Source organism: Gemmatimonadota bacterium, assembly GCA_016714015.1.
In the GTDB taxonomy this organism is placed as follows: Bacteria; Gemmatimonadota; Gemmatimonadetes; order Gemmatimonadales; family Gemmatimonadaceae; genus Pseudogemmatithrix.
This window is the reverse complement of sequence record JADJNZ010000001.1, coordinates 365656-378186: the sequence shown is the minus strand read 5'-3', so window position 1 is coordinate 378186 and position 12531 is coordinate 365656. Positions and strand designations below refer to the sequence as shown.

Genomic DNA, 12531 nt, shown 5'->3' with positions numbered 1-12531 from the left:
GGATGACGAGACGCACGATCGCCCTCGCGGGGGCGGTCGGCCTGGTGCTTGGCGGATTCGCCGCTCGCGCCTCCGCGCAGGCGCCGGTCGCCGCCGATACCGGCTCCAACTGGCTCTCGCGCCGCCTCGGCGGCCAGGCGCAGGTCTTCTCCGAGATGTACGGCATCTCCGGCATGGATCGCCGCCGACCGGGCAGCACCTGGCGCATCATGGCCTCGCCGCGACTCGGCATCATCGGCGGGACCGAGGTCGGGCTCGACCTGCTGCTCAGCTCCGAGGGGAACGAGGCGCGGCAGAGCATCAATCAGGTCGCGTTCGAGCCCAACTGGGGATGGGGACAGCTCCACCTCGGCGACTTCAGCAAGGACTACTCGCCGTACACGATGCAGGGGCTCCGCATCCGCGGCGCCGGACTCGACATCGAACGCTGGGGCCTGCGTGCGTCACTGCAGGGCGGACGCAGTGCCGCGCTGATCTCCTCCGCCGACGGGCCGCAGTACCGGCGCAACGTCGTCGCGGCGGCCGTCGGCATCGGCGCGGTCGGCACGCGGTCGCTCGACCTGCGCCTGCTCCGCGCGCAGGACGCGCTCATCCCCGACGAGACGCCGGTCTTCGACACGCTCGGGCTCGACACCCTCCCGGCGGATCTCCGCCCGGAGCAGCGCTCGCGGCCGCAGGAGAACATCGTCGCCGCGCTCGGCGGCACGCTGCGGCTCTTCGAGCGGAAGCTCTCACTCAAGGGCGAGGTCGCCGGTGCGCTGCTCACGCGCGACCTCACAAGCCCGGCGATCGATGCCGACAGCGTCGATGCGCCCCTCGGCGGCGTCGGCACGCTGCGCACGTCGAGCCTGGGCGATGCCGCCTACAACCTCGACGCGCAGTTCCAAGGCAAGGGCTTCGGCCTGCGCGGCGGATACGAGTCGATCGGCGCGGGCTTCACCTCGCTCGGGCTCGCGTATCTCATCAATGACCGCCGCAGCTGGAATGCCGGCGGCGACCTGCGGCTCATCGGTGGACGGATGCAGGTGCAGGGACGGTTCCAGCGTCAGGAGAACAACCTCCAGTCGCAGAAGGTCGCGACGACGACGCGCGACGTGTTGACCGGCACGGCGACGGTGCGGTTGCCCGCGGACCTGACGGTCTCGCTGGTGGCGCTCCTCGCCGCTGCCGGCAACGACGAGACAAATGACACGCTCCTCGTCGACAACCGCACGTCGACGATGAACGCGTCGCTCTCCAAGCCCTTCCGGTTCGCCCGGCGCGCGGCGAGCGCGAGCGTCGCGTACTCGCGGCAATCCACCGAGGACCTGAATCCGGTCCGGCTCACGCCCAAGGTCACCGTCCAGACGGCGAACCTCGCGTTGCAGCTCCCGATCCTCTCCTGGCTCTCCGCGTCGCCCGCCGTCTCCGCCGTGCTCCCCGACGGACAGCCCGACGGCGAGAACGTGCTCGGCAGTCTGCGGCTCAGTGTGCTGGGGCTGAAGCGGATGACCGCCTCCGCGCAGTTCTCGCAGACGTTCGTCTCCGCGCGCCAGGTGACGACCGCGACTGCGCAGTGGGGGTGGCAGCTGCCGGGCGAGATCCAGTTCTCGCTCCAGGCGCGCTACATGAACTTCGGCGCGCTCGGCGTGCGTCCGGCGTTCAGCGAGCGCTTCCTCACCACGACGCTCGGGCGGAGCTTCTGATGTCGCCGCGTCCCGCCGCCTCGCCCTGGCGCGCCCTCCTCGGCGCGCTCGCCGTGCTGGCGGGCGTGGTGGCGTGCAGCGGGATCATCACCGGGCCCGACGGCGGACCGGATACGCGGCCCCGCAGCATCATGGTCGCGCCGTCGCAGATGGTGCTGGTGCCGAACGACACGGCCCGGCTCACGCCGTCGCTGTTCGACGTGACGGGCACGGCGACGACCGTCGAGCCGGGCCAGACGATGCGCTACGTGTCGCTCGACCCGTCGATCGCCATGGTCGATTCGACCGGTCTCGTCACCGGCATCGCGGATGGCGCGACGACGGTGCGCGCCGAGTATGGTGCGCTCGGGCTCGGGATCCCGGTGCGCGTGCTCGCGCGGCCGCGGCTCGTGGTCGTGAGCGGTGATGCGCAGTCCGGCGAGCAGGGCGACACGCTCCCGCTCCCCCTCGTCGTGCGTGCGCTCGATCCGGCGGGGCAGCCGGTCGCGAACGTCGCGGTCTCCTTCTCCGCGAGCATCGGCGGCGGGTCGATCACCGCGGCCGACGCGACGACGGACGCGAGCGGCCTCGCCGACGCCCGTTGGGTGCTCGGCCTCCCGCTCGGGCCGCAGCTCGTCGCGGTCCACGCGGCCGGCTACGACAGCGTGACCTTCCTCGCCACCGCCACGGCCGGCACCCGCGTGGTACGCGTCGACCTGTTGCCGAGCGATTCCGTCCTCGTGGGCGCCGGCGACACCACGACGATCCCCCGTCGCGCGTACAACGTTGCCGACGTCGAGCTGCCGAACGCGACGTTCGCCTGGTCGAGCAGCGCGCTCGCCGTGGCGACGGTCGCGCCGACCGGCCAGGTGACGAGCGTCGCGCCCGGCACCGCGTACATCAAGGCCACGTCCGGCACCGGCGCCGACTCCGTCCTCTTCACCGTGCTCGCGCCGCCCTCGATCGGGATCGCGCCCGAGACGCTCTCGTTCATCACGAACGAGGGGACCTCGCCCGCGCCGCAGGCCTTCGACATCACCAACGCCGGCGGTGATCGCTTGACGGGACTGTCGATCAGTATCGCATACGGGGCAGGGGCGAGCGGATGGCTCTCGGTCGCGCTCGACTCGACCGCCGCGCCGCTGACCGTGCCGGTCACGCCGGCGACGGATGCGCTCGTCGCCGGCGACTACACGGCGACCATCACCATCGCGTCGTCGCGACCGAATGTCGCGTCGCGCGAGGTGACCGTGCAGCTCAGCGTGCAGGGGTCGGTGCCGCTGCCGAAGCTCGACCTCGGACCGGACATCGACCACTCGGCGCAGCTGCAGGCGCGTCGCTCGCTCACGATCCCGACGAACGCGAGCGGGCCGGTGCTGGTCACGCTCCGCACGACGGACGTGAGCGGTCTGCTCCTCTCGGCCGGGGCCTCGGTCGTCGGGAGCGAGCAGACGCAGGTCGAGATCGAGGGCGGCACGAACGAGGCGCAGTACTGGATGCAGGGCATGGTGGGCGGATCCGAGCGGACGGTGAACGTCGTGGCGGAAGCCGTCGGCTACGCGCCCGACACCCTGGTCATCCTGACGCGGCGCCCCATGTACCGCCTGCGCCGCTTCGAGACCGAATCGGTCCCCGCGACGGGCGGGGCCGACCCCGTGTTCGTGCTCGAACTCGGCGACGTGAGTCGCTTCACCGGCGAGTGGGTGCCGATGGCCGTCAGCGTCGGTGTCACCGCCCCGGTCTTCACGTTGCAGGCGGAGCAGCCGACGATCGGCCTGGTCCAGCACTTCGCCACGCCCGTGACGAGCGGTGGGGATCAGGGTCCGGCGGTCACGGTGACCTTCGCCGTGCAGCCGGAGTACAACTCGACGTCGTCGGGCCAGTTCGTCGGTACGCCGGCGAGCCTGCGTCTGGCGCGCACCGGTGTCGCGGGCTCTGCGAGCGTGCACGTGAGCGCCGCACCGCCGGAGTGGGATCCGGTAGTCGCGACGCTCGGCTTCACGCTCACCGGGCCGGAGGTGCCGATCATCCTCGTCGCGCCCGATGCGCCGATGCTCGCCTCGACCGCAGGGTCGGTGGTGCCGGCGACCAGCGCGTCGGCCATCACGAATGCCGGGGTCGGCACGCTGGACGGACTCGCGGTCGACGTACTGTACGGCGCCGGCGCGAGCGACTGGCTGCTCGTGACGCTCGATGGCACGACCGCGCCGACGACGTTGCGGTTCGCCGCGTCGGCGGAGTTCCTCGCGGCCGGGACCTACACCGCGACCGTCACCGTCTCCTCCACGGTGTCGGGGGTCGACCCGGTCGATGTCCCCGTGATCCTCACGGTGGAGGACGGGCCACGCATCGTCATCGTGTCCGGCGACGGGCAGCAGGTGGAGTGGGGCGAGATCGCGCCGGACTCGCTCAAGGTGCGCGTTCTCCAGGCGGACGGCACCCCGCTCGGCGATGCCTTCGTCTCCTTCACCGTCTCGAGCAACGGCGGCAGCGTACTGCCCACCGATGAGGTGACCGACGAGAACGGCTACGTCGCGACGCGTTGGCGCATGAGCGAGCAGCTCGGCACCCACACCGTGACCGTGAGGCGCGCCGGCTACCGGAGTGCGGTCTTCACCGGCACCGCGATCGCCGGCACGTATGTCACCCGCGTCGCGATCACCGCCTCGCGCCTGAACTTCTCCAGCATCGGAGACAGCGAGCGCTTCAGCGCCGACGCGTACAACCTCGCCGACTCGCTCATCACCTCGAAGTCGTTCCTCTGGGAATCGACCGACCTCGCCGTCGCGACCGTCGACGACTCCGGCACGGTCAGCATCGTCGGCGCCGGCACCACGTACATCCGCGCCTCGGTCAACGACGGCATCGACTCGGTGCTCGTGACGGTCACGCTCCCGCTCCCGGTCGGACTCAGCATCGTATCGGGCGACGCGCAGTCCGCCACCGTCGGCACCGCGCTCGCGGCCCCGGTCGTGATCCGCTACATCGGCATCGGCGGCGCGCCGGTGAGCGGCGCTTCGCTCCGCGTGCAGGGCATCCACGGCTGCTGCAACCCCTTCCTCGACAGCACCGTCACCACGGATGCCGCGGGCCTCGCGTCGATCCGGCCGACGATGCCGACGGTCGCGTCACCCGCGACCTTCACCGTCAGCGTCGTCGGCGCGCCGACGGTCACGAACGCGACCTTCACCGCCACGCCGCTCCCGGGCGCCGCCGTCGCGCTGCAGTTCTCGCTCAACACCGGGGGCGGGAATGCGGGGAGCATCATCGCGCCCGGGTGGGTCGTGCGCGCGATGGATGCCTTCTCGAACACCGCGACCGCCTTCACCGGGCCCATCACCGTCGCGCTCTCCAACGGCCCGACCGGCATCACGACCCTCGGCGGGACGACCACACGCAACGCCGTCGCCGGTGTCGCGACCTTCAATGACCTCACGGTCAACGTCGCGGCGACGAGCTGGGTGCTCCTCGCCACGTCACCGGGACTCGCCACGGCGGGGAGCGCCGCGTTCTCCATCGGGATTCCCTTCGACTTCACGCTCGTCAATACGCCGCTCGTCGCGCTCGGCGGCACCGCGACCGTGCGCGCCATCTCCGGCGTTCCGGCGTACGGCGCGGGCTTCGTGGTCTCGCTCGCGCCGTCGAACGGCGCGATCCTCGGCGTCAGCGCGCCGGCGACCGTCACGATCCCGCCGGGCGACAGCGTCGCGACCTGGACGATCGTCGGGCTCTCGACGGGCACGACCTTCCTCAACCTCACGCGCGACGGGGCAGGCGCGGGACAGATCTCGGTCACGGTGAGCAGCAACACCATCTCCGTCCCCCTCATCCTCAACGCCCCGTACACGCGCACCACGTCGCTACCGATCAACCTCACGCAGCCGGCCCCGGCGGGCGGAACGACGCTCACCGTCACCTCGTCCGATCCGGCGATCGTGACCGTTCTCACGCCGACCGTCACCATCGCGGCCGGAACGCTCAGCGCGAACGCCCAGCTCGAGGGGCGGACACTCGGCGAGGCCGCGGTGCTCGTGAGCGGTCCCGCGCTCGCCACCGGCGTCTCGACGGTCCGCGTCACTGCCGCCCTCGACTTCATCGAGACCAGCACCTCCCTCAACGCGAACTTCAACACCGCGACCGTGCGCGCGCGCCTGCTCAGCGGCGGCACCGTCTTCCCCGCGCCGGTCGGCGGCATCCCGCTTGCGTTCGTCTCGCGCGACCCGGCCTGCGTCGCCGCCCCGACGGCGACGTCGGTCCCCGCCGGGGCGAACACCATCGACGTCGTCCTCGAGTACGGCGGCTCGGCGGCCACCACCTGCTCCACCCGGATCATCGTCTCGTCGAGCAGCTTCGACTCCGACAGCGTGAGCGTCACCGTCAACCCGCAGCCCACGTCGACGCTCAGCGTGACGCCGCGCATCGCCGCCGGCCTCGTGCGCCAGGGCACCGTCTCGCTCGGTGCCGCCTCGCCGCCGGGCGGGACGCTCGTCTCCCTCGCGAGCAGCGACTCCACGCGGCTCCTGCTCTCGCCCGATGACGCCACGGTCGGGCACGGAACGCTGGAACTCACCATCCCGCCGGGATCATTCTCGGCCAGCTTCTGGTACGCCGGCGTCGAAGGGCAGGGCGGCACCACGGCCACGATCAGCGGCACCGCGGCGCGCTACGTCGCGCCGCTCGCCCGCGACATCACCATCGATACACTCGGCGTCGAGTTCAGCGGCTCCACCTCGCTCACCACCCTCGGCGGCGATGGTGGTGGTACCGTGGTGCTCGGGTCGATCACCGGCGCCGCCGGCAGCCAGAGCGTGATCAACGAGTCGGTCGTGCGGGCCGGCGGCTCGAGCTACGCCGTCACCGTCACCAGCACCTCGCCGGCGGTCGCCGTACCGGTCGTTGCCGGCGTCGCCGCGGCCACGCGCGTCGTCACCATCGGCCCCGGCCAGTCGCGCGCGTCGGTCGGCATCCGTCCGCTCACGTCGGGCACGACCACCTTCCAGGCGACGGCGCCCGCGGTCATCTCGCCGGTCCGCGCCGGATATCCCGGCACCATCACCATCACGCAGCCGACGACCGCGTTGAGCGTGACGCCGCGCATCGCGGCGGGCCTCGTGCGCCAGGGCACGCTCTCCATCGGCGCCGCCTCACCACCGGGCGGCACCGTCTTCACGCTCGCGAGCAGCGACTCCACGCGCCTCCTGCTCTCGCCCGACGCCGAGACCGTCGGCCACGGGACCCTCGACCTCACCATCCCCGCCGGCCAGTTCTCCATCTCGTTCTGGTACGCCGGCATCGAGGACCAGGGCGGGACCACCGCGACGATCAGCGGCACGGTGCCGGGCGGGCTCTATTCCGATCCGACTCCGCGCGACATCACCATCGATACGCTCGGCGTCGAGCTCTCCGGCTCGTCGTCGCTCACCACGCTCGGCGGTGACGGCTCCGGCACCGCGATCCTCGGATCGATCAGCACCAGCGGCACCAACCAGTCGGTGATCAACGAGAGCGTCGTGCGCGCCGGCGGGCGGACCTACACCGTCACCGTCGCCAGCACCTCACCCGCCGTCGCGATCCCTGTCGTGGGCGGCACCGCAGGGGCGTCGCGGACCGTCACGATCGCCCCCGGGCAGTCGCGTGCGGGCTTCGGCATCCGTCCACTCACCTCCGGCACGACCACCTTCACGGGCACCGCACCGGACGTCGTGACGCCGTCCCGCGTCGGGTACCCGGCGACGATCACCATCACGCAGCCGACCGTCGCGTTGAGTGTCACGCCGCGCATCGCCGCGGGACTCGTGCGACAGGGCTCGATCTCGCTCGGCGCCGCCTCGCCGCCGGGCGGCACGGTGATCGCGCTGTCGAGCAGTGACTCCACGCGCCTCCTGCTGTCGTCGGATGCGTCGACCATCGGCCACGGGACGCTCGACGTCACCATCCCCGCCGGCCAGTTCTCGGCGAGCATCTGGTACGCCGGCGTGGAGGATCAGGGCGGGACGACCGCGACGATCAGCGCCACGGTGCCAGGCGGCCTCTACTCGGCGCCGGCCCCGCGCGACATCGCCATCGACACCCTCGGCGTCGAGGCCTCGGGGTCGACCTCGCTCACCACCTTGGGGGGGGACGGGAACGGCACCGTCACGCTCGGTTCCATCAGCACGAGCGGCGCCAACCAGTCGGTCATCAACGAGAGCGTGGTGCGCGCCGGCGGACGCACATACACCGTCACGCTCACGAGCACGACACCGACCGTGGCCGTGCCCGTCGTCGCGGCCGTCGCGGCGTCGCCGCGCATCGTCACCATCGGTCCCGGGCAGTCGCGCGCGAACTTCGGCATCCGGCCGCTCGTGGCCGGCACGACGACCTTCACGGCGACCGCCCCGGACGCCGTCACACCGGTGCGCACCGGGTATCCGGCGACGCTCACTGTCGTCTCGCCCAGTTCGAGCATCTCGCTGAGTCCGCGTGTGGGCGCGGGCCTCGCGATGCAGGGCACGGTCAGCTTCGCGGTCGCCATCCCCGCGGGCGGTGCCACGGTGACGCTTACGTCGTCCGACCCGACGCGCCTGCTGGTGGCGCGTGACGTCACCAGTGCGGGCGCGGCACAGATCACCATCCCCGTGAACCAGGGCCAGTTCTCGACGAGCTTCGTCGTGATGGGACTCGAGGATGTCACCGGCAGCCCGACGGTGACCGCTCAGACCGCCGGCTTCACCGATGCCATCGCGACCGTCGCGGTCGAACCCATCGGCGTGCAATGGTCGGGCACGTCGAGCCTCACCACGCTCGCCGGCGATGGGTCAGGGACGGTCTACCTCGGCATCATCACCGGCGTCGCGGGCAATCGCTCGGTCTCGCCTGAGCAGGTGATCCGCACCGGCGGGGTGTCGCGGACCATCACGCTCACCACCTCCGCCCCGTCGGTGGTGCTGCCGGTGGTCGCGGGCGTGGCGCAGCAAGGCATCAGCGTCGCGATCCTCCCCGGGGAGTCGCGGGCCAGCGTCGGCGTGCGCCCCATCGGTGCGGGCGTGGCGACCATCGCCCCGAGCGGGGTTGGCCTCGTGCCGGCCGAGTCGCCGACCGTCCCGCAGACGGTGACCGTGACGGTCCCGCGCATCTCACTCTCATTGAGCGGCACCACGGTCGGGAGCGGTCTCGCGCAGGCCGGAACGCTGAGCTTCGAGTCGGGCATCCCCGTCGGCGGTCTCACGCTCACGCTCACGTCCACCGACTCGTCACTCCTGCGGCTCGCGCCCGACGGCAGCACCGCCGGCACCGGCCAGCTGGTCCTCCCGCTCACCGCGGGGACCTTCTCGCGCGCCATCACGATGATGGCCCTCGAAGGGGTCACCGGATCGGTCGGTATCACGGCGACGATCACCGGCTATCGGGACACGACGTTCGCGATCACCGTCGTGGCACCCGCGGTGGCGCTCGATGGTCCGCCGGCCACGCGGACCATCTCGGCGGGTGACATCGCCTTCCAGGCGCTGGTCGGCGTCCCCGTGGGGAACGGGGTGCGCCAGCAGCTCGTGCGCTTCGGCGCCCCGGCTCCGCTGACGGTGACGCTCACCTCGAGCGCCCCGACCGTGGGCACGCTCGTCATCGGCGGGGTCGCGGGCTCGCCCGCGACACTCACCATCCCGGTAGGAGAGAGCAGCACGCCGAACGTCGTCGCCACGCGCGCGAACTTCCGGCCCCTCACCTCCGGCAACGCCACCATCACCGCGACCGTCCCCGGCTTCGTGCAGCAAGGCGATGCGATCCGCACGGTCACCGTCACCCCGTAGCCCATCCCGGCGTCGGCGACCGCGATCCTGAGTAGCCATCTGCCCGGTGCGGGGTATATTTGCCCGATTCCCCCGGCAGTTCCCCACAACCCAGGTCCCCCCGAATGGCTGAACACAAGGAAGAATGGGGCTCAAAGCTCGGCGTGATCCTCGCCGTGGCCGGCTCCGCCGTCGGACTGGGCAACTTCCTCCGTTTCCCCGGTCAGGCGGCCGCGAACGGTGGCGGTGCCTTCCTCATTCCCTACTTCTGCGCCCTCTTCCTGCTCGGCATCCCCATCGGGTGGGCCGAGTGGGCCATGGGACGCTACGGCGGAAAGAAGGGCTTCCATTCGGCGCCGACCATCATGGGGGCGATCGGCAAGGGCTCCATCGCGCGCTATTTCGGCGTCGTCGGCGTCCTCATCCCGCTCGGCGTCTCGACGTACTACATGTTCATCGAGACTTGGACCTTCGGGTACTTCCTCAAGTACATCACCGGCGGGATCGGCGTCGATGCCACGGCGAGCATCGCCGACCAGAGCGCCACCTCGCTCGCCTTCTACCAGAGCTTCACCGGCTTCAACGGTGACGGCACCCTCTTCACCGGGGACTCGAAGTTCACCGTCATCAGCTGGGTCGTCGTCTTCGCGGTGAACATCTATTTCGTCTTCCGCGGCCTCTCAAAGGGCATCGAGAAGTTCGTATCGTTCGCGATGCCGATCATGGCGGTCTGCGCCCTCATCGTGCTCATCCGCGTGCTCACGCTCGGCACCCCTGACCCCGCCAATCCGGAACAGAACGTCATCAACGGTCTCGGGTACATGTGGAACCCGAACTACGAGAAGCTCGGGGACTTCAGCACCTGGCTCGCGGCCGCCTCGCAGATCTTCTTCTCGCTGTCGGTCGGCTTCGGCGTGATCATCAACTACGCCTCGTACATGAAGAAGAAGGACGACGTGGCGCTCTCGGGCCTCACCGCGACCGCGACCAACGAGCTCTTCGAGGTCGGCTTCGGCGGCATGATCACTCTCACCGCGGCCTTCGTCTTCCTCGGGCTGAGTGGCACCACGGCCGCCGTCGCCGGCGGCTCCTTCGGCCTGGGCTTCGCCACGCTGCCCGTCGTCTTCGCCCAGATGGGGGCCTTCGGCAACTTCGTCGGTGCCCTCTGGTTCCTCATGCTCTGGCTCGCGGCCATCACGAGTTCGCTCTCGATGTACCAGCCGGCGGTCGCGCACCTGAAGGAGATGATGGCCTGGACGCACGTCAAGGCCACCACGGTCATCGCCGGCATCGGCACGGTCGGCGCCCTGCTCACGCTCTGGTTCACGGCCGGCGGATCGTTCTGGAACACCGTGGACTTCTGGGTGGGCACCTACCTCATCTTCGTGCTCGCGATGGTGCAGATCATCTACTTCGCCTGGGTCTTCGGCATCGATCGCGGCTGGGCGGAGCTCCACTCGGGCGCGTCGATCCAGATCCCGCCCATCTTCAAGTTCATCATGAAGTACGTCGCGCCCGCGTACCTCATCATCGTGTTCGTCGGCTTCACCGTGCAGAACTTCCGCGGTGCCCTCGCGGCCTCATGGGCCAACACGGGCTCGCGGATGGGGATGTTCACCATCGCCGGCATCCTCGCCTACCTGGTATTCGTGACCTGGCTCGGTGAGCGCCGCATGCGCGCCGCCGGCGCCGATCTCGACGACCGCAATCCCGCAGAGTGAGGAGACCACGATGACTACAGGTGGATGGATCATGATGAGCGTGTCGCTGATCGTCGTCTGGGGCGGCTGCGCCTGGTGCTACAAGCGGATCCTCTCCTCGCCGGCCGAGGAGAAGGTTCCGCCGGGATTCGGGCCGTGAGACGCTGATTGCGGAACGACTTACGACGCGCGGGGGGCGTGGCCATCGGCCGCGTCCCCCGCGTATCGTAGCCAGACGAACCCGAGCACGCCGGACAGGAGCGAGGCCACGAGGATCGCGAGCTTCGACGCGTTCGCGATCGCCGGCTCACCCGCGAACGCGAGATTCGTGATGAAGATCGACATCGTGAAGCCGATGCCCCCCAGCATCCCGGCCCCGACGATGTGGCGCCACGACACCTCGGCGGGGAGCCGGCAGAGACCGGCGGACACCGCGACGAAGGCGACGATGCTCACGCCGATCGGCTTGCCGAGCACGAGACCGAGCATGATCCCGACGCTGTTCGGGTCGGTCAACCCGCGCATCCAGTCGCCGCCGAGCACCACGCCGGTGTTCGCCAGGGCGAAGACCGGCACGATGAGGAACGCCACCGGCCGGTGCAGCAGGTGCTCAAGTCGGTGCGACGGCGACGACTGGTCGGCGTCCTTCGCCGAGTAGGGGATCGCGAACGCGAGGATCACCCCGGCGAGCGTCGCATGCACCCCCGACCGGAGGAGGCACCACCACATGACGACCCCGCCGACCAGATACGGCGTGAGCGCCATCACGCGGAAGCGGCGATTGAGCACGACGAGCGCCGCGAACGTCGCCAGCGCGCCCGCGAGGAACCCGACCGAGAGCCCCTGCGAATAGAAGATCGCGATCACGATGATCGCGCCGAGGTCGTCCATCACGGCGAAGGCGACGACGAACACCTTGAGCGCGGGCGGCACACGGGTGCCGAGCAGCGTGAGCACGCCGAGCGCGAAGGCGATGTCGGTGGCGACCGGGATCCCGGCGCCCGCGGCGAGCGGCGTGCCGCCCGTGACGGCGAGGTGCAGCAGCGCCGGCGCTAGCATCCCGCCCACCGCGGCGACCGCCGGCAGCAGCGCACGGCGCGGGTCGGACAGCTCGCCGCTGTACAGCTCGCGTTCCAGCTCGAGCCCGATGAGCAGGAAGAACACCGACATCAGGCCGTCGTTGATCCACTGCTCGATCGAAAGCCCGGCTGCTTGCCACTCGAGCAGGTGATGGAACGCCGGGCCCCACTGGCCGTTGGCGATCACGATCGCCAGCGTGGTGCACCCGAGCAGCAGGAGGCCGCTCGAGCGCTCCGACTCGACGAAGCGATTGAAGGTGTTGGTCAGTCCGGTCAAGCCTGCGCGCATCACAGCCCTCGGGGTGGAATCCGGTGCTCGGTC

General features: G+C 70.6%; 5 protein-coding genes. 4 read left to right on the top strand and 1 reads right to left on the bottom strand.

Annotation, left to right across the window (positions count from 1 at the left end; genetic code table 11):
• Positions 1-2 precede the first annotated feature (2 nt).
• The 4 genes from IPJ78_01610 (at position 3) to IPJ78_01595 (ending at position 11290) form a co-directional block, all read left to right on the top strand.
• Positions 3-1685, top strand: a complete 1683-nt coding sequence (locus IPJ78_01610) for a hypothetical protein (GenBank protein ID MBK7905242.1) — start codon at positions 3-5, stop codon at positions 1683-1685.
• Complete coding sequence (locus IPJ78_01605) at positions 1685-9451, top strand: Ig-like domain-containing protein (GenBank protein MBK7905241.1); 7767 nt, start codon at positions 1685-1687, stop codon at positions 9449-9451. Before IPJ78_01610 ends, IPJ78_01605 begins: the two co-directional genes overlap by 1 nt.
• A 104-nt stretch (positions 9452-9555) precedes the next feature.
• On the top strand, positions 9556-11151 hold the full coding sequence (locus IPJ78_01600; protein ID MBK7905240.1) for a sodium-dependent transporter: 1596 nt from the start codon (positions 9556-9558) through the stop codon (positions 11149-11151).
• A gap of 10 nt (positions 11152-11161) precedes the next feature.
• Positions 11162-11290, top strand: a complete 129-nt coding sequence (locus IPJ78_01595; GenBank protein MBK7905239.1) for a MetS family NSS transporter small subunit — start codon at positions 11162-11164, stop codon at positions 11288-11290.
• A gap of 20 nt (positions 11291-11310) precedes the next feature.
• On the opposite strand, the gene nhaA is transcribed toward IPJ78_01595, so the two are convergent.
• Positions 11311-12498, bottom strand: a complete 1188-nt coding sequence (gene nhaA, locus IPJ78_01590) for a Na+/H+ antiporter NhaA (protein ID MBK7905238.1) — start codon at positions 12496-12498, stop codon at positions 11311-11313.
• Positions 12499-12531: the final 33 nt, after the last annotated feature.

Coding starts and splice junctions, on each gene's coding strand:
- IPJ78_01610 (MBK7905242.1), top strand. CDS start 3: ATGACGAGACGCACGATCGCCCTCGCGGGGGCGGTCGGCCTGGTGCTT.
- IPJ78_01605 (MBK7905241.1), top strand. CDS start 1,685: ATGTCGCCGCGTCCCGCCGCCTCGCCCTGGCGCGCCCTCCTCGGCGCG.
- IPJ78_01600 (MBK7905240.1), top strand. CDS start 9,556: ATGGCTGAACACAAGGAAGAATGGGGCTCAAAGCTCGGCGTGATCCTC.
- IPJ78_01595 (MBK7905239.1), top strand. CDS start 11,162: ATGACTACAGGTGGATGGATCATGATGAGCGTGTCGCTGATCGTCGTC.
- nhaA (MBK7905238.1), bottom strand. CDS start 12,498: ATGCGCGCAGGCTTGACCGGACTGACCAACACCTTCAATCGCTTCGTC.